Consider the following 25,840-nt stretch of genomic DNA (forward strand, 5'->3'; position numbering starts at 1 on the left):
AACGGTGCGAGCCACACGGGCAGATAAAGAATGAACGAACAAATGACGGTGCGAGCCGCACGAGCAGATAAAGAATGAACGAACAAAAGACGAACAAAAGACGAACAAAAGACGAACAAAAGACGAACAAAAGACGAACAAAAGACGAACAAAAGACGAACAAAAGACGAACAAAAGACGAACAAAAGACGAACAAAAGACGAACAAAAGACGAACAAAAGACGAACAAAAGACGAACAAAAGACGAACAAAAGACGAACAATGAACGAACAAAAGACGAACAAAAGACGAACAAAAGACGAACAAAAGACGAACAAAAGACGAACAAAAGACGAACAAAAGACGAACAAAAGACGAACAAAAGACGAACGAATGACGAACGAATGACGAACGAATGACGAAGAAAAGACGAACAAATGACGAACAATGAACGAACAAAAGACGAACAAAAGACGAACAAAAGACGAACAAAAGACGAACGAATGACGAACAAATGACGAACGAATGACGAACAATGAACGAACAATGAACGAAGAAAAAGTGGCGTTAAAGCAAAGGGAAGTTAAAGCTAAGAGAGAGTTAAAAAAGAGGATATTGGTGGATTTCAACTTTGGTAAAGTGCAAGATGAAAATTTGCAGACCAATTCTGGTAGACTACAAAAACAAAGAACAAAATAATTATTTCAGAATTTATTGCTAATTGTTAATTATTTCGTATCTTTGCACTCAGAAAACATAATTGCTAAAACACGAATGAAAATAGCTAAAAAAATACTGAAATGGGGAGGTATAACCCTACTGCTCCTCATCATCGCAATGATTGCTATTCCTTTTTTCTTTAAAGATACTATCAAGGAAAAGGTTATTGAGATGGCAAATGAAAACTTAAAGGCGAACATCGGATTGCAAGATGTTGATATTAGTCTGTTTAAGAACTTTCCTAAGGCACGCGTTACCCTCAACGATTTTGTTTTGGTAAACAAAGAGCCTTTCGTAGGTGATACACTTTTTGCTGCTAAACACATAGATGTAACGCTTAGCATCAAAGATTTATTAGCGGGCAACTACAATTTGCTAGGAGCTAATGTGAAAGATGCTTCGGTGTATATACACCTTAACAAGGAGGGAGAAGGCAACTATGATATCGCTATTCCTTCGGATAAACCTGAGGAAGAGTCAGCACCTATCAAGCTAGATATTCAGCGGTACAATGTAGAAAATCTGAAATTTACTTTCAAAATGGACGACGGCAACCTCTTTATGGAAGCAGCCGATATTTACCACAGCGGGAAAGGAAACTTTGCCGAAGAGGTATTGGACTTAGACACTCAGACGAAAGCCAACCTAACTTTTGCAATGGGTAAGAGCACTTTTATGAAGCGAGTGCCTATCACCTTGCAGGCTATTTTGGGCATCGACCTCAAAAATCAGAAATATACTTTCAAGCAAAACAAAGCTACTGTAAATCGTTTGGATTTGGTATTCGATGGTTTTATTCAGTTATTGGAGGAAGGACAACATTACGACCTTACTTTTAGCACCCCTACCAATTCATTTCAAAACTTTTTAGCGCTCATTCCCGAAGAGTACTCTAAAAGCATTGAGAATGTAAAAACCACAGGAAATCTGACCCTGAAAGGTTTTGCCAAAGGTGATATGGTAGGTGATAAAATCCCTACTTTCGGACTTGAAATGTATGCAGACAATGCTTCTTTTAAATATCCGAACCTGCCTAAAACGGTGCGTGACATCACTATCGACCTAAAAGTAAACAACGCTACGGGTATTACCAACGATACCAAAGTGAACCTCAACAAATTTACGATGAGTATCGACCAAGACCATTTTTCGGCTCGTGCCAATGTGAGCAATGTGGTAGTAAACCCGTTTGTGGATATGGCAGTAAAAGGGACTATCAACTTGGCAAACTTATCGCAAGCATACCCTATTTCGTTAAACAAGAAGTTGGCAGGAATCTTACGTGCTGATATAGCGACACAATTGGATATGAAATCGGTAGAGGCTAAGAATTATCAAAAGATTAAAGCACAAGGCAATTTGTCGCTTTCTCAGTTTGTATATGCAGGTGAGGAGTTTGTAAAACCTTTCCATATTGATAACTTAAACGTAGCCTTTAATCCGTCGCACATTGGGCTTTCAAAATTTGATGCTCGCACAGGTGATAGTGACTTACACCTTACTGGAACGATAGATAATCTGTACGGTTTTGCTTTCAGAAAAGAAATCCTCAAAGGAAACTTTAATCTATCTTCGAACAAGTTAGTAGTAAACGATTTTATGCAACCCGCAACAGAATCGTCTGCTCCTGCAAAACAAGAAACCAAAGAAGCACCTAAAGCTAATAAGACCTCTACAAAAGAAGCGGCTATAAAAGTACCTGCTTTCTTAGATTGTGCGCTTACTGCAAAAGCCAATACGGTGTTATACGACAATTTGAAATTAAGTAATGTATCGGGCAAACTGATTATAAAAGACCAAAAAGTAACCTTAGAGAACTTAAAATCAGATATTTTTGGAGGAAATATAGCTCTTGCAGGAGATGTATCGACCAAAGAAAAAGTACCTACCTTTGACGTAGATTTGAACCTTAATCGTCTTAACATATCCGATGCTTTTACGCAAATTACTATGCTCGAAAAGATAGCGCCTATTGCGAAAGCTGTACAAGGGAAAGTGAATACGGTTATCAACGTAAAAGGTAATTTGAAAAACGATTTAACTCCTCAAATTAACAGTATCTCGGGCGACCTATTCGCAGCACTTATTGACTCTAAGATTGACAGCCACGGTTCTCCTCTACTCTCAGCTTTAGATAGCCAATTTACAGGTTTAAATTTAGCCAATCTCAACCTAAAAGATGTGAAAGCAGCGGTTGATTTTGAAGATGGAAAAGTGAAAATCAAGCCTTTTACTATCAAATATAAAGATGTAGCCATAGAGGTAGCAGGTTCTCACGGATTTGACCAACAGATGAATTACAAGCTCACCTTTAATGTACCGCCTCAAATGTTGGGTAAAGAAGCAGAAGGTTTGTTAGCAAAACTGACTCCTGAAAACCAGAAAAAGATAAACAATTTGCCTGTGGTAGCAACCGTAGGAGGAACTTTCAAAAAACCACAAGTAAGCACCGATGCTAAAGCCGTAGTAAAAAATTTGGCAACCCAAATTGCTAAAAACCAAATTAACAACCTTACCGCTAAAGGCACTGACGCACTACAAAAGGCTTTAGGAGGTAAAACAAGTTCGGGTACAGCAGGCGAAATAACTAAAACCGTGGGAGGACTAATGAAGAACAAAGACAGCACAATGACTAAAGTGAAAGAGAAAGCCAAAGAAGAGGCTAAAAAAGAAGCCAAAAAACAAATAGGCAATTTCCTCAGAGGTTTGGGTAAAAAAGAAGGAGAAGAATAAAAATAAAATTAATTAAATATATATGTATAAAGTAGTACTTTTACGCCACGGGCAAAGTGAATGGAACAAGCTCAACTTATTCACAGGGTGGCAAGATGTAGATTTAACAGAGCAAGGCGTACAAGAAGCACGTGAAGCAGGACGCGTAATGAAAGAAGAAGGCTTTAAATTTGATGTTGCCTATACTTCAGTGCTCAAAAGAGCTATCAAAACCTTGAACAATGCTTTGGAGGCGATGGGCGACCTTTGGGTGCCTACACACAAAAGCTGGAGACTCAATGAAAAGAGTTACGGGGCGCTACAAGGTTTGAACAAAGCTGAAACTGCTGCTAAATACGGTGAAGACCAAGTACTTTTGTGGAGACGCTCTTACGATGTTCGCCCTCCACTTATTGAAGAATCAGACGAACGTCACCCTTCACACGACCGTCGTTACGCTTCACTTACCAAAGAAGAAAAAACAGCAGGCGAAAGTTTAAAAGATTGTTATGACCGTATGTTGCCTATATGGTTTAACGAAATTGCGCCAGACATTAAAGCAGGCAAGAGTGTGATTATCGCAGCACACGGTAACAGCTTGCGTTCTTTGGTACAATATCTCGACGGGCTTTCAAAAGAAGAAATCTTAAAGCTCAATATCCCAACGGGAGTACCTTTGGTATATGAACTCGATGCTAATTTGAAACCTATCAAACATTATTATTTAGGCGACCAAGAAGCTATTGCAGCCGCTATCAACAGCGTGGCAAATCAAGGTAAATCAAAATAAAATTTGCTTGATATATTGATAGAAGAAGGAGGTTATTTATTGCAGATAACCTCCTTTATTCTTTTAAAAATGAAACTTTAACGTCACGCTTTTTGTATATTCGAGTAAAATAATTACCTTTGCACCAATTTTAAGCAGAACATATATTAATGAAATTTATATACATTCTTCTTTTTTCACTATGCAGTAGTACTTTTAGTCTGTTTTATGGACAGAAGAACCCTGTGTTTAAAGTAGTTTTAGATGCGGGTCACGGAGGTAAAGACCCCGGTAAAGTAGTACAGAAAAACATCTTTGAGAAAGATGTGGTGCTGAAAATAGTATTATTAGTAGGCAAAAAGTTAGAGGCTTACCCTGATATAAAGGTGATTTACACTCGCAAAACCGATGTGCTAATTGACCTTTATGAGCGTGGAGCTATTGCCAACAGGAACAAAGCCGATGTATTCGTTTCAGTACACTGCAACGCTCACGAAACACAAGTAGACGGTGCGGAAACATATGTATTAGGGCTACACGCCAACCAGCAGAACTTCGAGGTTGCCAAAGCCGAAAACTCGGTAATCTACTTGGAAGATGATTACAAAAAGAAATACGCTAAGTACAATATCAACTCACCTGAATCGGTAATAGGGCTATCTATTATGCAAGAAGAGTTCTTGGAGCAGAGCATTCAGCTAGCTAAGTTAGTGCAAAACCAACTCACAGGAGTGATGAAACGCACTAACAGAGGCGTGCGCCAAGCGGGATTCATCGTCTTGCACCAAACCTATATGCCCAGTATTCTTATAGAAACAGCATTCCTTACTAACAACGAGGAACGCAAATTCCTTACCTCGGCTAAGGGGCAAGAAGAGTTTGCAGAGAACATTGCTGAGGCGATACTCGCTTACAAGAAATGGATAGAAGACAAAAGTTCTTATACTACCCCTGACGACAGTATTTCACAAGTAAGAGAAAAAAGTAATACCCCAAGACAAAGTACAAGTAATAGCACTATCAACAACAGCGATTTGAGCTATAAAGTACAGATATCATCAAGCCCTAAAAATTTAGAAACAAAGGCTTTTAATTTCAAAGGACTCTCGCCTATATCAGTTGAAAAAGACGGGCGTGTATATGTGTATTACTATGGTGATACTTCGAAACACAGAGAAGCCCTTGAGCTACTGGACAAAGCAAAAAAAAAAGGGTATAAAGATGCTTATATCGTAGCTTTTTACCAAAAGAAACGCATTACAGTAGAAAGAGCTAAACAAATAGAAAAGTAAACTTATTCAAATAGAAACTGATGAAACTATCCAGAGAAATAAAAACAGCTATTATAGTTGTGGCGGGTATTGCCGCTTTTTATATAGGCTTTAACTTCTTGAAGTCTAAATCATTATTTAATAAAACGAATACTTATTACGCTTATTTTCCTCATTCGGGAGGGTTAAAAACAGGTACACAAATCACTGTGAATGGGGTGAAAGTAGGGAGTGTGGAAGCAGTGGACTTAGAAGAGAAAAGTGCCAAGATAAAAATCACGATGGAGTGTTCAGACGATTTTAAGTTCTCTAAGAATAGTGTAGCCGAGCTTTACAACAGTTTGCTTGGAGGTGCAGGACTGCAAATTATTCCCGCCTTCGATAATGCTCCTATAGCCGTATCGGGAGATGTATTAGAAGCACGTGTACAAGAAGATATGCTCGCCTCTATCTCTTCGTCAATCAAACCTACACAAGACAAACTCAATCGCCTCTTAGGACAAGCCAATACCACTCTTACAGGAGTGAACAGTGTTTTAGATGCTAAAACTACTAACAATTTAAAAATTGCCATTGCCGAACTGAGCGCGACAATGCACAACCTAAATCAGGCATCAGTAAACCTCAATAAGATGTTGGTAGCTAATCAAGCCAATTTGAATGCTACTTTAAGCAATGCTAATAAAATCACTACTGATCTATCAAAAGTATCAGGACAGCTTTCGGAAGCTGAACTCAATAAAGTAATTGCCAATGCACAAACAACTCTTAACAACCTCAATACTCTTTTGGCTGAAGTAGAAGGAGGCAAGGGTACTATTGGAAAATTACTAAAAGACGAAACGCTCTATAAAGATTTAGACAAATCGGCTAAACAGCTCGAATTGCTCTTACAAGACCTTCGTTTAAATCCTAAGCGTTATCTTCATTTCTCCGTTTTTGGTAAAAAAGCTAAAACATACGAGCCTCAAGACGAAGAAAAAGGAGAATAAACTATATTGATGAGCTTCTTTCCTAACATAGTATTTATAATACTTCTCTGTATAGGAGGAGGCTTTTTTATTTATAATCTACGGAAACTCATTAGGAATATCCGTTTAGGCAAGCCGGAAGACACTTCTGGCAACCGCAAAGAACGACTCAAAAATATGTTGTGGCTCGCCTTAGGGCAACGAAAAATGTTGGTACGCCCCATAGTGGGTGTGTTACACATTATTGTATATGCAGGTTTCCTGATTATCAACATCGAACTTTTAGAGATTATTACTGACGGTATCATAGGAACCCACCGCATATTTGCCTCCTTAGGGGCGTTCTACAACTTCTTGATAGCTTCTTTTGAGGTATTGGCTCTCTTAGTGATTGTAGCAGTAACCGTATTTTGGATAAGGAGAAATGTACTAAAACTACCACGCTTTCGCAAGGCAGAAATCAGGGGGTGGGCAAAAAAAGATGCAAGCAATATCCTTTATGCCGAAATGATAATGATGAGTCTTTTTCTACTGATGAACGCTGCCGATGGTCAGCTACAAACATTACACGTACCCCACTATGTGCAAGCAGGTTCTTTTCCTGTGAGCGAATGGTTACGCCCCTTGTTAGGAAACGCTTCGGTAAGCACTCTTATCGCTGTAGAACGCAGTTGTTGGTGGTTACACATTACCGGGGTTTTATGCTTTTTAAACTACTTGTATTACTCCAAACATCTACACATACTGTTAGCTTTCCCTAATACGTACTACGCACCTATTCGTCCGTTAGGAGCTTCTAAGGTAAACCCAGTGGTAACACAAGAGGTGAAACTAATGTTAGACCCCAATGCCGACCCTTTTGCAACACCACAAGATACAGCCCCTCCTGATAAGTTTGGAGCTTCGGACGTGACCGACCTCACTTGGTTACAGCTGATGAACGCCTATACTTGTACCGAGTGCGGGCGTTGTACCGATGAATGTCCGGCGAACCTCACTGGTAAAAAGCTTTCTCCTCGCGCGATTATGATGAAAACACGTGACCGCTTAGAAGAGGTAGGGCGCAATATCGACAAACACGGTACTTTTGAACCCGACGGCAAACAACTTTTAGGCGACTACATTACTCCTGAAGAACTATGGGCTTGTACCACTTGCAATGCTTGTGTGGAGGTCTGCCCTGTGAGCATCAGTCCGTTATCTATTATTATGGATATGAGGCAATATTTGGTAATGGAAGAATCGGCAGCCCCTACCGAACTCAATGTGATGATGACTAATATAGAGAACAACGGAGCCCCTTGGGCGTATAGCCAAGCGGATAGAGACATCACAAATTAATTTTAATTTATTATCTAAATTAAATGAACTTACTATCCGTAGAAAATATATCAAAAGCCTTTGGCGAACGCATAATCCTTAAAAACATCTCTTTTGGCATCAATAAAGACCAAAAAATAGCCTTTATCGCTAAAAATGGTACAGGGAAGACTACTTTACTCAATATTATTGCAGGCAAAGACCAACCCGATAGCGGACAAGTAGTATTCCGCAAGGGCATACATATAGGTTTTCTCTCACAAAATCCTTCTTTTAACGAAGAACTCACGGTAGAAGAGACTATTTTTGCAACCGACAATCCTATTTTGCGATTGATTCAGGAGTACGAACACGCTTTACAGCACCCTGAAAACGAAATGGCTTATCAAAAGGCTTTTGAACAGATGGAACGCCATAATGCCTGGGATTTTGAAACACAATACAAACAAATACTATTCCGTCTAAAATTAGACAACCTCCAACTGAAAGTAAAAAACCTTTCGGGAGGACAGAAAAAGCGTCTCGCCTTAGCCAATGTACTTATTAGCAAACCTGACTTGCTGATATTGGACGAACCTACGAACCACCTCGACTTAGAAATGATTGAATGGTTAGAACAGTACTTTGCCAAAGAAAACCTCACACTCTTCATCGTTACGCACGACCGTTATTTTTTGGAACGTGTATGCAATGAAATCCTAGAATTGGACAATGGCGAACTATTCAGCTACAAAGGGAACTACTCCTATTTCTTAGAGAAAAAAGAACAGCGATTAGCACAAGAACAAGCATCGGTAGAGAAGGCTAAAAACCTTTATGTAAAGGAACTCGACTGGATGCGTAGGCAACCTAAGGCACGAACTACTAAGTCTAAATCGCGTATAGACGATTTTTATAAGATAAAGGAGGCAGCCCACAAGCGTCGGAAGGAGCACTCCGTACAGCTCGAAATCAATATGGAGCGATTGGGAAGCAAGACGGTGGAGTTTCACAATGTGAGCAAGAGTTTCGGAGACTTGCGCGTACTCAATAAGTTCAATTATAATTTCTTGCGGGGTGAACGAGTGGGAATTATAGGTAAGAACGGCACGGGCAAATCCACCTTTCTCAACTTGCTCACCTCGTCTATCGCTCCTGATAGTGGCAAAATAGTAGTGGGAGACACTATTAAGTTCGGGTACTATACCCAAGATGGTATTGAGGTACAACAAGGACAAAAGGTAATAGAAGTGATACAAAAGTATGGCGATTACATTCCCCTACTTAAAGGACACACTCTCTCAGCAGGACAGCTATTGGAGCGCTTTCTCTTCGACCGTAAAAAGCAATACGACTATGTAGAGAAACTCAGCGGAGGGGAACTCAAACGCTTATACCTATGTACTGTACTCATTCAAAACCCCAATTTTTTGATTTTAGACGAGCCTACGAACGACCTCGATATTGTTACTCTGAACGTCTTAGAAGACTTTTTGTTAGACTATCCAGGATGCTTGTTGGTAGTATCACACGACCGCTATTTTATGGATAAAATAGTAGACCACCTTTTTGTCTTCAAAGGCAACGGCGAAGTAGAGGATTTCCCTGGTAACTACACCGATTACCGCGTGTACGAAGAGAGCGTTCCTCCGACAGACGATGCTCCCAAGAAAGAAGCCACCAAAAACACTTGGCGCAAGGACGGAATGAAAGGTTTATCGTTCAACGAGCAGAAGGAATACAACCGATTGGAAAAAGAAATAGCGCAGTTAGAAGAGAAAAAAGCTGCTATAGAAGCTACTTTTGCCGAAGGAAGTCTTAGCAGTAATGAAATACAAGAACAATCAGTAGCCTTGCAAGAGACGCTTATTGCGATAGAGGAAAAGACCGAACGCTGGTTTGAACTAACGGAGAAGCTAGAAGAACATTAATATTTTACTCCACTGACAAGTTAGCATATTAAGCATATTTTCGCTATTTACTTAATTTTATACATTACAATTTTCAAATTCTACTTTATTTTCGTATCTTTGCCCCCTCACTCACTATATAATGACTCATTCAGGAAAAATTGAACTAATGGCACCAGCTGGTAATTTTGAGTCGCTACAAGCGGCAATAGACAATGGTGCCGACTCAGTGTACTTTGGGGTAGACCAGCTGAATATGCGTGCAAGAGCAAGTATCAACTTTACGATTGACGACCTTGATGAAATAGCGCGCCGTTGTGCTCCTAAGGGCATTCGCACTTATCTTACCCTTAATACTATTATTTACGACCACGACCTATCTATCATCAAAACACTATTAGACGCTGCCAAAAAAGCAGGTCTTACAGCTGTGATAGCTATGGATCAGGCAGTCATAGCTTATGCTCGACAAATAGGAATGGAGGTACATATCTCTACCCAAATCAATATCACTAATATTGAAACCGTGCGCTTCTACGCGATGTTTGCTGATACAATGGTAATGAGTCGTGAACTGAGCTTGCGACAAATCAAGAAGATATGTGAGCAGATAGAAAAAGAGCAAATCAAAGGACCTTCGGGCAATTTGGTAGAAATAGAAATATTTGGACACGGGGCGCTTTGTATGGCGGTATCGGGCAAGTGTTACCTGAGTTTGCACTCACACAATTCCTCAGCTAATCGCGGAGCTTGCAAGCAAAACTGTCGCAAGAAATACACTGTAATCGACCAAGAAAGCGGTTTTGAAATAGAATTAGACAACGAGTATATGATGTCGCCTAAAGATCTCTGCACGATTGACTTTCTCGACCAAGTAATCGACACAGGGGCAAAGGTATTAAAGATTGAAGGGCGTGGGCGCGCTCCTGAGTATGTGGCTACCGTTATTCGCACCTACCGAGAAGCAATAGATGCTTATTACGCAGGCACATACAGTAAAGAAAAATTTGAAGGCTGGATAGAAGCCCTCAAAACGGTGTACAATCGCGGTTTCTGGAGTGGGTATTATTTAGGGCAAAAACTCGGTGAATGGAGTGAAAACCCAGGCTCTAATGCTACCCAAAAGAAAGTGTACATTGGGCAAGGCAAACACTATTTCCCTAAGACTGGTATTGCAGAGTTTGCTATTGAAGCCTTTGATATAAAGGTAGGTGACAAATTACTTATCACTGGACCTTCAACAGGCGTTCAAGAAATAGAGCTCACCTCAATGATGGTAAACGATAGTCCTGCTGAAAGAGCTAAGAAAGGTGATTCTTGTACTATCAAAACCAATTTCAGAATAAGGTTATCAGATAAACTGTATAAAATAGTAAAAACAAATATCAATTAGCAGATTAGCAGATTTAGTTTAATATGGTAATAGTAACCTTACAGCGTGAAAAATGCATAGGCTGTAACTACTGTGTAGAGATGGCTCCTGAGCAGTTCCAGATGTCGAAAAAAGATGGCAAGAGCGTATTATTACGTTCCACTGAAAAGAAAGGCTTCTTCACCCTAAAAAGTTATGACGATAGTATTTTTGAGGATTGTGAGAAAGCACAAAAAGCCTGCCCCGTGAAGATTATCTCTACCAAAAAACTATAGTATTAACAACAGACGACTAACATCTAAAAATAATAAACAATGAGAAAAATAGTATTATTAGCCATATGTTTGTTTGCTTTTTACAATGTAAAAGCACAATACATAGGAGTGAAAGCAGGGTACAATTATGCTACCTTAAAAGGAGATGTAAGTAGTGAGGCAAGTTTTAAACCATATCACGGTTATTATGCTGGGGTTACTTTAGAGTTTCCCCTATCTAAATTGTTCTCTTTACAGATAGAAGGTATCTACAATCGCCGTGGTGCACAAATAAAATCTGATAGATATGGGAATGCTACTTTGGCTCTTGATTATATTTCGGCTCCTGTAATGGCACGATTCAATGTAGGGAAGGGTATTAATTTGCACGTAGGTCCTCAGATAGAATATCGCGTTGACCAGCCTAATTTCTACTTCAATGGTACAGAACCCGTAACTCGTGTAAAATCAGATGCCATAGACATTATAGATGTAGCTATGACTGCAGGGATAGGTTACACTACTGATGCAGGTTGGTTTTTCGAAATACGTTGGGTACAAGGACTCACTAATATCTTTGAAGGCGATGAGGCAAGCCTCATAAGTACGGGTATTGCTAATTCTTACGACTTTAAAAATAGAACGCTCTCAATGGGAGTAGGGTATCAATTTTAAGCTAAATAATAGGTAACAAAATGTATAGACTGATATATGTAATACTTTTGATTGGATTGTTTTCTTGCGAGAAAGAACGGCAAACGCGCAACCCTAACTTAGGAGAAGTACATTTCACCTATACTATCGATATAAGTTTACCTCTCTATAACAGCTTAAAAACACCTATGAATACGGTTTTTATACCTCACAGAGGTATTAAAGGATTTTTTGTGACTTGTTATAGTAATGGAGGATATCGTGCTTGGGAAGCTGCTTGTCCTAATCATAATTTACAAGAATGTCATAGTCGCCTGTTTGGCATAAAGGCTATAGAAGATGAAAATAGCTATGAAGAAACTGGTCATAGCTATACTTTTGCCAAATGTTCTTGCGATGGAACTGTTTATGATTTGAGAACAGGCTCCCCTATTGCTATTGGACAAATTGCCAAACCTTATCCTTTACTAAATTATAATGTTTCAGTAGCTGGTAATATTTTAACTATTAGTAACTAATGCTATCAGTACGTTTTGAAAATACAAAGCCCATCACATTTATCATTGTGCTATTAGCACTATTGATAGGTGATGGGCTATTTCAATTTAAAATACTACAACTACCTCTCAGTGACGTGTCTCATCTCACTGTTTTAATGAGTACTTTTGTATTACTCTTTCTTTCTTTATTATTACTTCACCAAATAGACCGGTGGAATGAACTTACTGACACCAAAAACTGCTACTCTATAGCCTTCTTTAGTATTTTCGTAGTGCTCTTCCCTACCCTTTTTGATAAAGTGAAATTAGTAGGTGCTAACTTACTCATCATTGTAGCCTTGTGGCGTGTACTTACTCTTAAAACAGGTGATGGCATTCCACAAAAACTATTCGATACTTCTCTACTAATCATTTGTGCAGGCTTGTTGCATCCTTGGGCTTTAGCATTTCTGCTAAATGTATGGATTTCTCTACTCTTTTACGGAGCTGAAAAACGCCGTTATTGGTTTATACCTCTTTTAGCAATCATTACTGTTAGCATCTTATTAGGGACTATTTTATTAATACTTCAAGAGCCTTTTCCTATTGATGATTTTACAAATCTCATCACTTCAGATATAAATAATCTTCTAAACTTTTCTTCTCATTCCATTGCTACAACAATAGCAGTATGTAGCTTAGCTCTCCTTCTTTTAGTGGCATTAGCAGTATACTATTTCAGAAGTGTTTATCACAGTATCAGCTCATTAGTAGTAATACAATTCCTCTGGATAGGACTTATAGTAGTATTCCTTTCCAAAGAAGTGATATACATCTTTGCCCCTATTGCCATTCTCTTTGCTCTTTATGTAGAGAAAATACGTGTGTGGTGGCTAAAAGAAATCGTACTATGGTCACTATTATCTATGCCTGGCATAGGGCTTCTACTCCATTTTATTACCAAAAGCTAAATCACCCGCATCACCTAAACCTGGTACTATATAGCCGTGGTCGTTAAGGTGAGGGTCTATGGTAGCAATCCATAAATGAGTAGTCTCAGGAAACTTATCTTCCAAGTATTCTATCCCCTGCTGTGCCCCTATAACAGCAAACAAATGTATCTCTTTAGGTGTCCCTAAAGGTTTCAGCGCATTGAATACATTAGCAAACGAACGCCCTGTAGCCAGCATTGGGTCAGCTAAGAAGAGGATTTTACCTTCTAAGGACGGTGAAGCCAGATACTCCACCATTATATCAAAATCAGTCTCAGAAGTGTGTTTGCGATAAGCCGAGATAAAAGCATTATCAGCATTATCAAAGTAATTCATTAAGCCTTGATGCAATGCCAAACCAGCACGCAAAATAGAGCAAATTACTATCTCGTCTTTCGGAAGTTGTACCTTCTTTTCGCCCAAAGGTGTAGTAATTGTTTCCGTTTTATAGTGTAGAAACTTACTCATCTCGTAACACAATACCTCCCCTATTCGTTCCAAATTTTTACGGAATCGCATACGGTCTGCCTGAATATTTACATCACGCAACTGGGCGATAAATCGGTTTAATACGGAAGGCTCTTCGCCTAAATGATGTATGATCATTGGTCTATTAGCTTTATATTTTCACGCCACAAAAGTAGTATATAATTTGCTAATTTCCAAATTTGCCAATTTGCTAATTTACTTTTTGGCACACTATTTGGGACGTCTATACTGAATCATTAAACAATAATTAAGCGTATGAAAAACAAAATCACTAAATTAACAGCTTTTATTGCGATAATGCTACTCACCACCGCTACCTATGCTCAAGAGTTTCACTTAGGAGCAAAAGCAGGTGCCAACTTAGGTAAAGTAGAAGGTGTAGCCTATGACAAAAACTTTAAATTGGGCTATCAATTAGGAGGTTTCGTCGAATTTGATTTCAATGATAGCTGGGGGCTACAGGGTGAAGTACTTTTTAGTCAAACCAATACAAAGCTCCGCGATAGCTACCAATCTGTTTGGGACGACAAGTTCGAAAAGAAAAAAACACTAAACTACGTAAGTGTACCAGTACTCTTGAAATACAACCCTAACGGATTGATTTCACTACACGCAGGACCTCAATTTAGTTTCCTTGCTAATAAAGACGATAGTACTTGGGAAAACGGAAAAAAACTTTTCAAAGATACCGATTTTTCATTAGTAGCAGGAGCCGAAGTGAATTTAGGTCCTCTTTTTGCTTACGGTCGCTATGTATGGGGTTACAGTGATATTAGTAACGCCCTTAAAGAAAAAGCAACTACCCAACAAATACAATTGGGCGTAGGGGTGCGTTTTTAGAAAATAGGAATATTAGTTAATTAGAAATAGGGTTTAAGTGATTTATAAATCACTTAAACCCTTTCTTATTTTTTTAACAACCCTAATTATTCTTCGCCTTAGGTTCACCTTACCTTCGTTGTTCCTTCATTTGTCCGTGCGACTCGCACCGTTCTTTGTTCGTTCTTTGTTCGTATTTTCTTCGTCTTTTCTTTATCTGCCCGTGCGGCTCGCACCGTCTTTTGTTCGTCTTTTGTTCGTCTTTTCATTATCTGCCTGTCGTGCTACGACTGCCCGTGTGGCTCACACTGCCCATCGTGCTACGACCTCACACTTTACCTTTTATCTTCAACAATTAGTATTATTAGTATTATTGGCATTATTGACATTATAGTATTAATTACGGATATAGTAAATATTTCTTTCTCATCTCCTTAAACTGCTCTATATCCTTTTGCCACGATTGGCGTATTTCGTCTTCGGTCTTCCCTTCGCTTATTTGCTTCTTTAATATATCATTACCAGCAATCTTATTGAACGATGAAGTAAAGAAAGGTGTTTTCACTCCTTTGCCTTGCTCAAAAGCTTTTTTAAGCCAAGTGAGATTTAGTTTATCCAAACGAGGTGTTTTTCTCAAGTCCTCACCGTAACATAGTTCACCGTTAAACTTCGGATTCTTGTCGCCTGCATTAGGGTGTGGCGTAAAGCTAAAAGCCGTCTTATCAAAATAAGGAGAGCCATAAATCTGAAACTGCATATCGGTACCGCGCCCCATACTTACATTTGTCCCTTCAAAAAAACACAAACTTGGGTACAAGTTCACCGATACATCATTAGGTAAGTTAGGCGAAGGTTTTATCGGTAAGCTATAAGACGTTTGATGTGTATAATAGGCAAGAGGAATCACTTTAAGGTCAGTAGTAACGCCTGCTTGCAACCACTTTTCACCATTTATCATCTGAGCATATTCTCCAATAGTCATTCCATAAACCACGGGCACAGGGTGCATTCCAATAAAACTCTTAAAGGCAGGTTGCAATACCGCTCCATCAATATAATGCGCATTAGGATTCGGACGGTCGAGTACTATTACAGGAATATGCTGTTCAGCACAAGCCTCCATCACATAATGCAAAGTAGAAATATAAGTGTAAAAGCGTACCCCTACATCTTGCAAATCAAAGAGTACAAGGTCTACACCTTTCAGTTGCTCAGCAGTAGGTTTTTTGTTTTTACCATAGAGCGATACAATAGGCAAGCCCGTTTTAGTGTCTTTGCCGTCTTTCACCACTTCACCTGCATCGGCTTCCCCTCTGAATCCGTGTTCAGGAGCAAAAACCTTGCTGATAGATACTTTCTTCTTTAATAACGTATCCACCAAATGCACATAATTCCCCTTTTCGGCTTTCACAATTCCAGTCTGATTCGTAACGATAGCTATATTTTTAGCGCGTAAATCCTTAATGTAAAGATACATTCGGTTAGCGCCTACCACCACTTCTTTCATCTGTTTTTCAGTGTTTTGCACAGAAGCATTATCTTGTGTCTGTCCATTATTTTTGCACGATATAAGCGTACATAAGAAAAAAAGTGTAACTTTGGCACTTCTAAAAGGCATTATTGTTTTGAATGTTGAATATTTCATAGCAAAAAGAGTTATTTTTTCGAAAGGGGACAAAGATACAATTTCTTCCCCAATTATCAAAATGGCAATAGCTGCCATTGCTGTGGGTATGGTGATGATGCTCATTGCCATTGCTACGGGTATTGGCTTGCAACGCAAGATTAGGGAGAAGTTGGTAGTCTTTCACGGGCACATTCAGATTTTTGATTATAGCAGTAATGCGTCACAAGTTACTACCAAACCTATTGCTATAAAACAAGATTTTTACCCTACTTTTTCAGCAGTACCCGAAGTTACCCATATTCAAGCAGTAGCTACCAAAGGTGGTATCATCCGTACTGAAACCACTTATGAATCGATTCTCGCTAAAGGTGTGGGGAAAGACTACAATTGGTCGCTTATTCGCGATTTTATTACCGAAGGGCGCACCCCTAATGTAGCGAGTGAAGAAGTAACCGATGAGGTGCTAATGTCTACCTATTTAGCCAACAGATTGCACTTAAAACTGGGCGACCGTTGCCAAGCTATCTTTTTAAAAGACGAAGCTGCCCAAGCTCCTAACCAACGTAGTTTTAAGATTGTAGGGCTTTATAACAGTGGCTTTCAAGAGTTTGATGCGTCGTACATCTTCACTGATATACGTCATATTCAGAAAATCAATAAATGGCAACCTGACCAAATAGGCAATTTCGAACTTTTTATCAAAGATTTTGACCGTATAGAAGAAGTAGGCAAACAAGTGTACGGCAAGGTAGGTTCATTCCTCGATTCGCAAACTATCATTCAAAAGTTTCCTTTTATCTTCGAATGGCTTGGTATGTTCGATTTCAATATTTATCTCATCATCGGGATAATGATAGTAGTAGGAGGATTTAATATGATTACGGCTATTCTCGTGCTCATTTTGGAGAAAACACCAATGATAGGTACTTTAAAGAGTTTAGGTGCTTCTGACCGCAGTATCCGCAAGATATTTTTGTATAATGCTACCTATATCATAGGCTTGGGACTCTTATGGGGGAATGTTTTGGGATTTCTGTTACTCTGGTTACAACAGCGTTACAGCCTTATCAAGTTAGACCCTGCCACCTATTACGTAACCGAAGTACCGATTGCTTTCACTCCTCTGTGGGTGTTATTGCTCAATATAGGAGTTTTGCTATTGTGCTTGCTAATGCTACTCATTCCTACCTACGTGATTACCAAAATATCACCTACTAAATCTATGAAGTTTGCGTAAATAATTTGAGATAGTGCAAAAGTGAGTATATAATTATTTAAAATCTTTGCTTTATTCAAAATAAAGAAGTACATTTGCCACAAATTAAGAAATGTGACTATATGAAAAGAAATATTAGCACTTTGGACAAGAATATCCGTTTGCTCATTATCGTTATCACTGCGATATTGGGGTATTTTAACGAGTTTTCTATTACCATTGCTTCCGTGTTATCAGGCGTTTCTATATTGCTTTTGGTAACCATTCTCATCAATTTCTCACCCATTTATGCACTTTTAGGTATCAGTACCTATAAGCCTAAAGAAAAATAATTATTATGACTTCTTTTTTTAACGAAACTCCTTTTGTCTTCCCTTTTAAGAAAAACGAAGTAAAACGTTGGGTGAAATGCGTAGCCCAATCCGAAGGTAAAGAGGCAGGTAATATCAACTATATTTTTTGCGATGATGAGTATTTGCATAAAATCAATGTAGAGTACTTGCAACACGACACCTTTACCGATATCATCACCTTTGATTATTCTGAGGGCAAGGTGCTCCATTCGGATATTTATATTTCGGTAGAACGTGTAAAGGAGAATGCTAACATCTTTAAGGTACTGTTCCAAAAAGAACTTTTGCGGGTATTAGCACACGGCTTGTTACACCTCTGCGGTTATAAGGATAAAACACCGGAAGACAGTGCGCTAATGCGCAACAAGGAAGAAGAAAAGATGAATCTTTTTACGGTTGTTTAGGAAGAGTAGATTTGAGCTTTATAGTAAAACTCGCCAAATAACCATAAATAAGCAAAAGTAAGATACCTATGTAGATACTATTGTCAAAAGCATAGAAATTTACAAAGGAGAAAACGACACTCATTCCAAGGAAGATTTTTATCTTCCTTTTTTTGTAGGGTATCGGATAGTATTTTTGTCCGTAGTAATACGAAATAAACATCATCGCCCCATAAGTGATAAGAGTTGCTAAAGCCGCTCCTTTATAACTGAGCCAAGGAATAAGTGCAAAGTTGAACACTACTGTGATAGCCATTCCTATCAAGGATACGATAGCCCCGAAGCTAGTACGGTCGGTTACTTTGTACCATACCGAAAGACTGTGATAAATACCCAAACAAAGGTTAGCTAACAAGATAATAGGTACTATCCAAAGGGCTTCCCAATAGGCTTTGTTAGGTATCAAAATAAGTTTAAAAACATCGGTGAACACGGTAATAAAGAGCAAAATAAAGCCTCCGCACACAATGAAGTATTCAGTGATACGAGCATAGGTTTTAGGCGCATTCTTATCTTGTGCACTGCTGAAAAAGAAAGGTTCTATGCCAAGTTTATAAGCAGTCACAAAAAGGTTCATAAATACCCCCATTTTGTAACAAGCTGAGTAGATACCTATAGTTCCATCGGCAGTATCAGCGGGGAGAAGCATACGCAAGAACACGCGGTCAAAACCTTCGTTTACCGCAAAAGCAATACCTGCCAATAATACAGGGAAAGCATAAACCATCATCTCTTTCCAAAGTGAATAATCAAAACGGAAATGTATTTTGAAATAGATAGGCAGTAAGACAATGAAAGTCGCTAAACTCGCTATTACGTTGGCTAAGAAGATATAATACACACCGCCGTTGGTAGCAAGGGTTTCAGTAGGTAAATAGTTTAGGTAGTAAATATTCAGAGCTAAATTCACTGCTGTATTCCCTATTTTAACAATAGCATAAAGTTTAGCTTTAGCTTTGTTACGCAACCACGCAAACGGAATGACCACTAAGGCATCGAGTACTAATATATAAATGGCAAAGACAATATACTGTACATCGTAGTTCAGCCACGAGGCAATAAAGTGTCGCAATAAGTAGGCAATCAGCAGGAAAAACAAAGAGCTGACTGTAAGAGAAGTAAGCGCGGTAGATTGTACCTTCTTCTTCTGTTCGCCTTTGTTCATAAAGCGGAAGAAAGCTGTTTCCATACCGTATGATAGCAGTACGTTCCCCAAGATAAGATAGACAAACAACCCTGAATAGATACCAAAATCGGCAGTATCGAGTTTATTCACGTACAGCCTTGTGAGCAATAGAGTAAGCACACGAGGGAGTACAGTAGCAATGCCGTAGATAATGGTATCTTTAAAGAGTTTTTTCAACATAAGGCGTTTTTATTATCCAAATAGTTCTTGTATTGCATCTTCTATTTTGGCAACTTTTACAATCCTAATTTTAGTATTTTTAAGGGCTATTTTGTTATATTTTGATACAAAAATAGTGTTGAAGCCTAATTTCTCAGCTTCAGTAATGCGTTGCTCTACGCGTTGTACAGGGCGTATTTCACCGCCTAATCCTACTTCGCCGGCAAAACAGACGTCCTTTTCAATCGCTATATCTTCATTAGAAGATAGGATAGCCATCGCCACTCCTAAGTCAGTGGCAGGGTCGTCGATAGTAATGCCTCCCGTAATATTTAGGAAGACGTCCTTAGCACCTAAGCGGAATCCTGCGCGTTTCTCAAGCACTGCCAAAAGCATATTGAGGCGTTTGGCATTAAAGCCCGTAGTACTGCGTTGTGGTGTACCATATACCGCTGTACTTACGAGTGCTTGTATTTCAATCATCAGCGGACGCATACCTTCCAAAGTGGCAGCTATGGAGGTACCGCTAATCGTCTCATCAGTTTTGGAAATGAGAATCTCCGAAGGATTATTTACCTCACGCAATCCGTTGCTAAGCATCTCGTAAATACCTAGTTCAGAAGTAGAGCCAAAGCGGTTTTTCAGTGAACGCAAGATACGGTACACGTGATTACGGTCGCCTTCAAACTGCAAAACCGTATCGACCATATGCTCTAATATCTTAGGTCCTGCTATTTGTCCGTCCTTAGTGATATGCCCAATGAGTATTACAGGAGTGTGAGTAGTTTTAGCAAACTTAATCAGTTCGGAGGTACATTCCCTAATTTGAGAAATACTCCCTGCTGATGCCTCTATATAATCGGATTGAAGGGTTTGAATAGAGTCGATAATCACGATTTCGGGTAAGAGTTCTTTTATCTGCTGAAAGATATTTTGCGTCTTAGTTTCAGTGAGAATAAAGCAATTATCGAGCTTATGCGGAATACGGTCAGCGCGCATTTTTATCTGTTTCTCACTTTCCTCCCCCGATACGTAGAGCGTACGATAAGGCAAGTTAAGAGCTATTTGTAGCAGTAGCGTACTCTTGCCTATCCCCGGTTCTCCTCCTAAAAGAGTAACCGACCCCGGTACAATTCCCCCACCCAAGACGTTATTCAATTCGTGGTTGTTGCTGTTGAGGCGCGCCTCCTGTTGTGTATCGATTTGCGAAATAGAAATATACTTAGGAGCTTTACTCTTGATAGGTGATTCTTTCTCTTGCCAAGCAGGAGCAGTGTCTTTCTGTACGACTTCTTCCACAATGGTATTCCACTGCTTGCAGACGTAACACTGTCCTTGCCATTTGCTGTATTGTGCTCCGCAATTCTGACAGAAATATGCTGTTTTTAGTTTTGCCATTTTTTAGGAGGTTAGATGTTAGGAGGCACGAGCTACAAGCTCGCGCCAGCATAGATAGAGGTTAGGTTTTAGGCGTTAGATTATCTGGAAAAGCAAATTATCTATTGTTCATCGTTAATTGCAAAAGATATTGCCCGTATTGGTTTTTGAGCATTGGTTTTGCTAACTCTTGCAACTTTTCAGCAGTAATCCAACCTTTACGATAGGCTATTTCTTCCAAACAAGAGATTTTGAGTCCTTGACGTTTCTCTAAGGTTTCTACGAAGTTTGATGCCTCGCTAAGCGAATCGTGGGTGCCGGTATCAAGCCACGCAAAACCGCGCCCTAAGAGTTGTACTTTTAACTCGCCGTCGTTTAGAAACTCTTGATTCACAGTAGTAATCTCCAATTCACCTCGTGTTGAGGGTTTGATACTTTTGGCTACTTTCACTACTTTATTGGGGTAAAAATAGAGTCCTACTACCGCATAGTTAGATTTAGGCTGTGTGGGTTTTTCCTCAATGCTAAGCACATTGCCCTCGGTGTCAAACTCAGCTACTCCATAGCGTTCAGGGTCTTTTACGTAATAACCAAAGACAGTAGCTTTGCGTTCTTTCTTTACATTCTCTACCGCTTGAGCGAGCATTTTCGAGAAACTCTGTCCGTAGAAAATATTATCTCCTAATACCAGGCATACATCGTCATCACCTATAAACTCTTCGCCTATGATAAAAGCTTGAGCCAAACCATCAGGACTGGGTTGCTCGGCATAGCTAAGGCGAATACCGAAGTCGGAACCGTCACCTAAGAGACGCTCAAAACCTGGTAAGTCCTGAGGAGTAGAAATTACCAATATCTCGCGAATACCCGAAAGCATCAGCACTGATAATGGGTAGTAAATCATTGGTTTATCGTAAATAGGGAGTAATTGTTTAGAAACTCCCTTAGTAATGGGGTAAAGGCGTGTACCTGAACCACCTGCTAATATAATTCCTTTCATCGGTTGTTAGTTTTTTAGACGTTAGTAATTACTGTAACTTTCATATTATATTGAGCTTTGCCCAAAGTTGTTATACGACAAGCTATCAAAAAAACTTTGGCAAAGGTACAGTATTTATTTGAAATTAGCAAATGTGTTATTAATACCACAATGCCAATAATGCCAATAATACCAATTGTTGAAGGTAAAAGATAAAAGATAAAAGGTAAAGTATGAGCTCGTAGCGCAACAGACAGATAAAATTAGTAAATTAGTAAATTAGTAAATGAGTCAATTAGCAAATGGGGGCGAGAGAATAAAATAATGTAGATGGAAGCTTTATTTAATGGTTAATGATTAATGGTTAATGGTTAATGATTAATGGTTAATGGTTAATTTAAGAGATGCTTATAGGAAAGACGAACAATGAACGAACAAAAGACGAACAAATGACGAACAAATGACGAACAAAACCTCCCCCTAACCCCCTCCAAAGGGGGAACTAAAGCGACGAAAAACGAACAAAAGACGGTGCGAGCCGCACGGGCAGATAAAGAAATGAGAAAGGAAAAGTGGGGGTAAGTTAAAGCTAAGATAGAAATAAAAAGAGGTTTATTAGTAGATTTCAACTTTGGCAAATTTTGAAACTTTGGCAAAGTTCGTACATATAAACGAATAAATGACAGTGCGAGCGACACGGCAGATAGACAATGAACAAAGAAAAAGTAGAGACAAGGTGGTGAAAAAGCGGAGAGCAAACGGAGGAAAATGACTGGAAAAATAAATTAGAAAATAATTTTGGGTAAATAAAAATAAATTCCTATCTTTGCCAAATTAAGACATAAATAAGATTAAAGATTATGAAGAAATTACTAGCCTTAATAGCTTTTTTATGGGTAATGACCGCCTGTGAAAAATCAGGGGAAGATACGCCCCAAAATACGCAAACTCAAATACCTTATGATTGGGATTTTTATTTGAAACCTTCTCGGTTATATGCAGTAAAAAATGAAAAAAATGCTGAGTTGAAAAAACTGTATTACCAAGTATATGGTACGCCCTGCGGAGATTGGTATGATGGAATTAACCCCAATAGTGAGGATAGCGACCGCTACCTAAAGAATTTTGTTGAAGGTGCTGAACACGCTCGCAAAACGCCTATTGTAGTGATTTACGGTATCCCCAATCGCGATTGTGGATCATTCTCAGGAGGCGGACACCCTAATGCTGCTTCTTACAGAGCGTGGATAGACCGCGTAAGTGCTATTATTGGAAAACGCCGTGCAGTAGTAATTATCGAACCCGATGCTATTAACTACTGTGGACATAAAAAGGGCTCGGCTGAGTACGAGGAGCGTGCTAAATTATTACGCTATGTTGCTGAGAAACTGAAGAACAACAACCCGAATGTAGCGAGCTATATCCACGCCGGGAATGGACCTTTGGTGACCAATAATTCTGAAACAATGGCTACTGCCATTATTGATGCTGGTTTAAAAGATATGCGTGGTTTCGCATTGAATGTTTCGGGAGTGGGAGGCACTGCTGAAGAACAAGCAGCAGCTGAAACATTTGTAAAATACTTAGCTTCCAAAGGTTTTAAAGATGTGCATTACGTGATTGACACAGGGCGCAGTGGTATCAATAGACCTAAACACCAGAATGCAAATGCTCCTTATAACTCTTGCAATAACTTTAATGCAGCTTTAGGCCCACGTAGCACTACCAAAACCACAGGTGCACACGCCGATGCTTATTTGTGGATTAACGGAGGAGGTGGCTCTGATGGTGAATGTAATATGGGAGCCCCAAAAGCGGGAAAGCCTTATCCTGAATATACGAGACACTTGGTGCAAAACGCTATGAGAGTGAAAAGTATAGAGATTTTGGAAGTACCTCAAAACTTAAAATAGTCGTAACACGACAAGCAATTATAAAATAACCTTTATCATTGCAAAGATAAGAATAATACAGATAAATAAAATTAAAGATTATGAATAAATTACTATCCTTAGTAGCTTTTTTATGGGTAATGACCGCCTGTGAAAAATCAGGGGAAGAGACCGACCCCTCTACACAGACTCCAACAACGCAAACCTCTACTACACAAACTCCTACTACTCAGACCCCTACTACACCTCCGGTTACCCCTCCTACCCCACCTAACCCACCACAAGGTAAAAAGCCGGTAGCTTATGACTGGGATTTTTACTTGGAGCCTTCTCGGTTAGACGTAGTAAAAAATGAAAAAAATGCCGAGTTGAAAAAGCTGTATTACCAAGTGTATGGTACGCCCTGCGGAGGTTGGTATGACGGCGGTGTTAGTCCTGGTAGTGGTGGTAAAGAGAAAAATGACCGTTGGCTTAAAAACTTTGTTGAGGGAGCAGAACGCGCTCGCAAAACGCCTATTGTGGTGCTTTACGGTATCCCCAATCGCGATTGTGGCTCGTTTTCAAAAGGTGGACATCCTAATGCCGCTTCTTACAAAGAGTGGATAGACCGTGTAAGTGCCATTATTGGACAACGCCGTGCAGTGGTTATTATTGAACCTGATGCCATTAACTACTGCGGTCACCCAAGAGGCTCAGCTAAATACAAAGAACGCGCTGAACTGCTTAGTTATGCCGCTGAAAAACTAAATAAGAACAACCCTAATGTAGTGAGCTATATTCACGCTGGGAATTCTGATTTGGTCACAAAACACCCTGAAGCTGTTGCTAATGCCATTATAGATGGAGGTTTAAAATATATGCGTGGTTTTGCACTGAATGTTTCGGGCTTAGGAGGCACTGCTGAAGAACAAGCAGGAGCAGAAAGATTTGTAACTTACTTGGCTTCTAAAGGTTTTAAAGATGTGCATTACGTGATTGACACAGGGCGCAGTGGTATCAATAGACCTAAACACCAAAATGAACACCCTCCTTATAACTCTTGCAATAACTTTAATGCAGCTTTAGGCCCACGTAGCACTACCAGAACCACAGGTGCACACGCCGATGCTTATTTGTGGATTAACGGAGGAGGTGGCTCTGATGGTGAATGTAATATGGGAGCCCCGGAAGCGGGAAAGCCTTATCCTGAATATACAAGACACTTGGTGCAAAACGCTATAAGAGTAAAGAGTATAGAGATTTTGGAAGTACCTCAAAACTTAAAATAGTCGTAGCACGACAGAAGAGACATTTTATTTACATTGCCATTGGAAGTCTTCGACTTTAGATTGCATTTCGGGGCGGTACTCATAGTGCCACCACTCTGAGAAAATAGATTTAAAGTTATATTTGTTGAGTACATCCTTCAACAACTTACGATTCTCAAGTACCTTTTTAGGAAGGGTCGTGCAAGTGTGGTGTGCTTTTTTACCAAAGAAATCAAAAGGAGTACCCATATCTAATTCCTTGCCTTGTGCATCTACAAGGGTAAGATCGACAGCAGCCCCGCGATTGTGTTTAGAACCTTTCGCGGGGTTTGCTACGTAGTGGGTACCTGGAAATATCTTCCACATCTTTTTCTGTACCGAAAGCGGTCGGTAGCAGTCGAACAATTTAATGCGGTATCCCAACGATTTAAACTCTTCATTAGCTTTTACCAAAGCCTTTGCAGTACTCTTGCGGAGATAACACTCACCACAATCATATACTGCTTGTTTGAGGAAATTATCGGGGGTGGCGTATTTCATATCGAATATAAAGTCATCAGAAAGGCTTCTGAGGAGCACAAAATCATTCTGCTGCGCTAAAAGTGAGGACACTGATAATAATGTAAAAAGTTGTAAGAGGTATTTCATAAGAGTGATTTTCGGCAAAAGTA

Annotated in this window: 26 protein-coding genes; 19 read left to right on the forward strand and 7 right to left on the reverse strand. The window is 39.4% G+C overall.

Going from position 1 to position 25,840, the window contains the following annotated elements; genetic code table 11:
• Positions 1–74 precede the first annotated feature (74 nt).
• The 13 genes from HW279_RS10105 to HW279_RS10165 all read left to right on the forward strand — a co-directional run bounded on the left by HW279_RS10105 (position 75) and on the right by HW279_RS10165 (position 13,361).
• On the forward strand, positions 75–398 hold the full coding sequence (locus HW279_RS10105) for a hypothetical protein (protein ID WP_178958896.1): 324 nt from the start codon (positions 75–77) through the stop codon (positions 396–398).
• Positions 399–525: 127 nt separating this feature from the next.
• A complete protein-coding gene (locus tag HW279_RS10110; protein WP_178958897.1) occupies positions 526–678 on the forward strand; it encodes a hypothetical protein in 153 nt (50 codons plus the stop codon).
• Positions 679–753: 75 nt separating this feature from the next.
• Complete coding sequence (locus HW279_RS10115; RefSeq protein WP_178958898.1) at positions 754–3,432, forward strand: AsmA-like C-terminal region-containing protein; 2,679 nt, start codon at positions 754–756, stop codon at positions 3,430–3,432.
• Positions 3,433–3,454: 22 nt separating this feature from the next.
• Positions 3,455–4,201 (forward strand): 2,3-diphosphoglycerate-dependent phosphoglycerate mutase, encoded by a 747-nt coding sequence (gpmA, locus tag HW279_RS10120; protein WP_002672496.1) that lies wholly within the window; start codon positions 3,455–3,457, stop codon positions 4,199–4,201.
• Between the two features lie 149 nt (positions 4,202–4,350).
• On the forward strand, positions 4,351–5,472 hold the full coding sequence (locus HW279_RS10125) for an N-acetylmuramoyl-L-alanine amidase (protein ID WP_178958899.1): 1,122 nt from the start codon (positions 4,351–4,353) through the stop codon (positions 5,470–5,472).
• Positions 5,473–5,492: 20 nt separating this feature from the next.
• Positions 5,493–6,443, forward strand: a complete 951-nt coding sequence (locus tag HW279_RS10130) for an MlaD family protein (protein WP_178958900.1) — start codon at positions 5,493–5,495, stop codon at positions 6,441–6,443.
• Between the two features lie 9 nt (positions 6,444–6,452).
• Complete coding sequence (locus tag HW279_RS10135) at positions 6,453–7,763, forward strand: (Fe-S)-binding protein (protein WP_178958901.1); 1,311 nt, start codon at positions 6,453–6,455, stop codon at positions 7,761–7,763.
• A 23-nt stretch (positions 7,764–7,786) separates the two neighbouring features.
• Positions 7,787–9,652 (forward strand): ABC-F family ATP-binding cassette domain-containing protein, encoded by a 1,866-nt coding sequence (locus HW279_RS10140; protein WP_178958902.1) that lies wholly within the window; start codon positions 7,787–7,789, stop codon positions 9,650–9,652.
• 121 nt (positions 9,653–9,773) lie between these two features.
• Entirely contained in the window at positions 9,774–11,024 is a 1,251-nt protein-coding gene (locus HW279_RS10145) for a peptidase U32 family protein (RefSeq protein WP_178958903.1), read from the forward strand.
• 23 nt (positions 11,025–11,047) lie between these two features.
• Positions 11,048–11,278, forward strand: a complete 231-nt coding sequence (locus HW279_RS10150) for a ferredoxin (RefSeq protein WP_002672503.1) — start codon at positions 11,048–11,050, stop codon at positions 11,276–11,278.
• A gap of 39 nt (positions 11,279–11,317) precedes the next feature.
• Entirely contained in the window at positions 11,318–11,932 is a 615-nt protein-coding gene (locus tag HW279_RS10155; protein ID WP_128090731.1) for a porin family protein, read from the forward strand.
• A 20-nt stretch (positions 11,933–11,952) separates the two neighbouring features.
• Complete coding sequence (locus HW279_RS10160) at positions 11,953–12,429, forward strand: hypothetical protein (RefSeq protein WP_178958904.1); 477 nt, start codon at positions 11,953–11,955, stop codon at positions 12,427–12,429.
• Positions 12,429–13,361: a hypothetical protein gene (locus tag HW279_RS10165; protein WP_178958905.1), complete on the forward strand. Its 933-nt coding sequence runs from the start codon at positions 12,429–12,431 to the stop codon at positions 13,359–13,361. Before HW279_RS10160 ends, HW279_RS10165 begins: the two co-directional genes overlap by 1 nt.
• Here the strand turns inward: HW279_RS10165 and upp are convergent.
• On the reverse strand, positions 13,335–13,988 hold the full coding sequence (upp, locus tag HW279_RS10170; RefSeq protein WP_178958906.1) for a uracil phosphoribosyltransferase: 654 nt from the start codon (positions 13,986–13,988) through the stop codon (positions 13,335–13,337). The genes HW279_RS10165 and upp overlap by 27 nt on opposite strands.
• A 138-nt stretch (positions 13,989–14,126) precedes the next feature.
• Here upp and HW279_RS10175 point away from each other — a divergent pair, with 138 nt between their 5' ends.
• Positions 14,127–14,711, forward strand: a complete 585-nt coding sequence (locus HW279_RS10175) for a porin family protein (protein ID WP_002672509.1) — start codon at positions 14,127–14,129, stop codon at positions 14,709–14,711.
• A 104-nt stretch (positions 14,712–14,815) separates the two neighbouring features.
• Here HW279_RS10175 and HW279_RS10880 read toward each other — a convergent pair whose 3' ends face one another.
• Both HW279_RS10880 and HW279_RS10180 read right to left on the reverse strand, forming a co-directional pair.
• Entirely contained in the window at positions 14,816–14,959 is a 144-nt protein-coding gene (locus HW279_RS10880) for a hypothetical protein (RefSeq protein WP_218975868.1), read from the reverse strand.
• A gap of 131 nt (positions 14,960–15,090) precedes the next feature.
• Positions 15,091–16,413: an exo-beta-N-acetylmuramidase NamZ domain-containing protein gene (locus HW279_RS10180; protein WP_178959049.1), complete on the reverse strand. Its 1,323-nt coding sequence runs from the start codon at positions 16,411–16,413 to the stop codon at positions 15,091–15,093.
• On the opposite strand from HW279_RS10180, the gene HW279_RS10185 reads away from it, so the two are divergent.
• The 3 genes from HW279_RS10185 (at position 16,397) to ybeY (ending at position 18,290) form a co-directional block, all read left to right on the forward strand.
• Complete coding sequence (locus HW279_RS10185) at positions 16,397–17,554, forward strand: ABC transporter permease (protein ID WP_053580744.1); 1,158 nt, start codon at positions 16,397–16,399, stop codon at positions 17,552–17,554. The genes HW279_RS10180 and HW279_RS10185 overlap by 17 nt on opposite strands.
• 101 nt (positions 17,555–17,655) lie before the next feature.
• The gene (locus tag HW279_RS10190; protein WP_002672528.1) at positions 17,656–17,865 is read left to right on the forward strand and encodes a DUF2892 domain-containing protein; all 210 of its coding nucleotides are present in this window, start codon (positions 17,656–17,658) and stop codon (positions 17,863–17,865) included.
• A 5-nt stretch (positions 17,866–17,870) separates the two neighbouring features.
• The gene (ybeY, locus tag HW279_RS10195) at positions 17,871–18,290 is read left to right on the forward strand and encodes an rRNA maturation RNase YbeY (protein WP_178958907.1); all 420 of its coding nucleotides are present in this window, start codon (positions 17,871–17,873) and stop codon (positions 18,288–18,290) included.
• Here ybeY and HW279_RS10200 read toward each other — a convergent pair.
• The 3 genes from HW279_RS10200 to rfbA all read right to left on the reverse strand — a co-directional run bounded on the left by HW279_RS10200 (position 18,277) and on the right by rfbA (position 22,051).
• The gene (locus HW279_RS10200) at positions 18,277–19,695 is read right to left on the reverse strand and encodes a lipopolysaccharide biosynthesis protein (protein WP_178958908.1); all 1,419 of its coding nucleotides are present in this window, start codon (positions 19,693–19,695) and stop codon (positions 18,277–18,279) included. The genes ybeY and HW279_RS10200 overlap by 14 nt on opposite strands.
• A gap of 12 nt (positions 19,696–19,707) precedes the next feature.
• The gene (radA, locus tag HW279_RS10205) at positions 19,708–21,072 is read right to left on the reverse strand and encodes a DNA repair protein RadA (protein ID WP_016479409.1); all 1,365 of its coding nucleotides are present in this window, start codon (positions 21,070–21,072) and stop codon (positions 19,708–19,710) included.
• A 97-nt stretch (positions 21,073–21,169) separates the two neighbouring features.
• Complete coding sequence (gene rfbA / locus HW279_RS10210; RefSeq protein ID WP_178958909.1) at positions 21,170–22,051, reverse strand: glucose-1-phosphate thymidylyltransferase RfbA; 882 nt, start codon at positions 22,049–22,051, stop codon at positions 21,170–21,172.
• An 839-nt stretch (positions 22,052–22,890) separates the two neighbouring features.
• Here rfbA and HW279_RS10215 point away from each other — a divergent pair.
• Positions 22,891–23,943 carry a glycoside hydrolase family 6 protein gene (locus tag HW279_RS10215; protein ID WP_178958910.1) on the forward strand — a complete coding sequence of 351 codons (1,053 nt, stop codon included), beginning with the start codon at positions 22,891–22,893 and terminating at the stop codon, positions 23,941–23,943.
• Positions 23,944–24,023: 80 nt separating this feature from the next.
• Positions 24,024–25,190, forward strand: a complete 1,167-nt coding sequence (locus HW279_RS10220; RefSeq protein WP_178958911.1) for a glycoside hydrolase family 6 protein — start codon at positions 24,024–24,026, stop codon at positions 25,188–25,190.
• 24 nt (positions 25,191–25,214) lie between these two features.
• On the opposite strand, the gene HW279_RS10225 is transcribed toward HW279_RS10220, so the two are convergent.
• Positions 25,215–25,817: a M15 family metallopeptidase gene (locus tag HW279_RS10225; RefSeq protein ID WP_178958912.1), complete on the reverse strand. Its 603-nt coding sequence runs from the start codon at positions 25,815–25,817 to the stop codon at positions 25,215–25,217.
• Positions 25,818–25,840 lie beyond the last annotated feature (23 nt).

The organism is Capnocytophaga sp. oral taxon 903, from assembly GCF_013394785.1.
In the GTDB taxonomy this organism is placed as follows: Bacteria; Bacteroidota; Bacteroidia; order Flavobacteriales; family Flavobacteriaceae; genus Capnocytophaga; species Capnocytophaga ochracea.

Coding starts and splice junctions, on each gene's coding strand:
- rfbA (WP_178958909.1), bottom strand. CDS start 22,051: ATGAAAGGAATTATATTAGCAGGTGGTTCAGGTACACGCCTTTACCCC.
- HW279_RS10125 (WP_178958899.1), top strand. CDS start 4,351: ATGAAATTTATATACATTCTTCTTTTTTCACTATGCAGTAGTACTTTT.
- HW279_RS10110 (WP_178958897.1), top strand. CDS start 526: ATGAACGAAGAAAAAGTGGCGTTAAAGCAAAGGGAAGTTAAAGCTAAG.
- HW279_RS10165 (WP_178958905.1), top strand. CDS start 12,429: ATGCTATCAGTACGTTTTGAAAATACAAAGCCCATCACATTTATCATT.
- HW279_RS10880 (WP_218975868.1), bottom strand. CDS start 14,959: ATGAAAAGACGAACAAAAGACGAACAAAAGACGGTGCGAGCCGCACGG.
- HW279_RS10155 (WP_128090731.1), top strand. CDS start 11,318: ATGAGAAAAATAGTATTATTAGCCATATGTTTGTTTGCTTTTTACAAT.
- gpmA (WP_002672496.1), top strand. CDS start 3,455: ATGTATAAAGTAGTACTTTTACGCCACGGGCAAAGTGAATGGAACAAG.
- HW279_RS10130 (WP_178958900.1), top strand. CDS start 5,493: ATGAAACTATCCAGAGAAATAAAAACAGCTATTATAGTTGTGGCGGGT.
- HW279_RS10140 (WP_178958902.1), top strand. CDS start 7,787: ATGAACTTACTATCCGTAGAAAATATATCAAAAGCCTTTGGCGAACGC.
- HW279_RS10160 (WP_178958904.1), top strand. CDS start 11,953: ATGTATAGACTGATATATGTAATACTTTTGATTGGATTGTTTTCTTGC.
- HW279_RS10190 (WP_002672528.1), top strand. CDS start 17,656: ATGAAAAGAAATATTAGCACTTTGGACAAGAATATCCGTTTGCTCATT.
- HW279_RS10225 (WP_178958912.1), bottom strand. CDS start 25,817: ATGAAATACCTCTTACAACTTTTTACATTATTATCAGTGTCCTCACTT.
- HW279_RS10185 (WP_053580744.1), top strand. CDS start 16,397: ATGGCAATAGCTGCCATTGCTGTGGGTATGGTGATGATGCTCATTGCC.
- HW279_RS10115 (WP_178958898.1), top strand. CDS start 754: ATGAAAATAGCTAAAAAAATACTGAAATGGGGAGGTATAACCCTACTG.
- HW279_RS10150 (WP_002672503.1), top strand. CDS start 11,048: ATGGTAATAGTAACCTTACAGCGTGAAAAATGCATAGGCTGTAACTAC.
- HW279_RS10145 (WP_178958903.1), top strand. CDS start 9,774: ATGACTCATTCAGGAAAAATTGAACTAATGGCACCAGCTGGTAATTTT.
- ybeY (WP_178958907.1), top strand. CDS start 17,871: ATGACTTCTTTTTTTAACGAAACTCCTTTTGTCTTCCCTTTTAAGAAA.
- HW279_RS10180 (WP_178959049.1), bottom strand. CDS start 16,413: ATGGCAGCTATTGCCATTTTGATAATTGGGGAAGAAATTGTATCTTTG.
- HW279_RS10105 (WP_178958896.1), top strand. CDS start 75: ATGAACGAACAAAAGACGAACAAAAGACGAACAAAAGACGAACAAAAG.
- upp (WP_178958906.1), bottom strand. CDS start 13,988: ATGATCATACATCATTTAGGCGAAGAGCCTTCCGTATTAAACCGATTT.
- HW279_RS10220 (WP_178958911.1), top strand. CDS start 24,024: ATGAATAAATTACTATCCTTAGTAGCTTTTTTATGGGTAATGACCGCC.
- HW279_RS10215 (WP_178958910.1), top strand. CDS start 22,891: ATGAAGAAATTACTAGCCTTAATAGCTTTTTTATGGGTAATGACCGCC.
- radA (WP_016479409.1), bottom strand. CDS start 21,072: ATGGCAAAACTAAAAACAGCATATTTCTGTCAGAATTGCGGAGCACAA.
- HW279_RS10175 (WP_002672509.1), top strand. CDS start 14,127: ATGAAAAACAAAATCACTAAATTAACAGCTTTTATTGCGATAATGCTA.
- HW279_RS10200 (WP_178958908.1), bottom strand. CDS start 19,695: ATGTTGAAAAAACTCTTTAAAGATACCATTATCTACGGCATTGCTACT.
- HW279_RS10135 (WP_178958901.1), top strand. CDS start 6,453: ATGAGCTTCTTTCCTAACATAGTATTTATAATACTTCTCTGTATAGGA.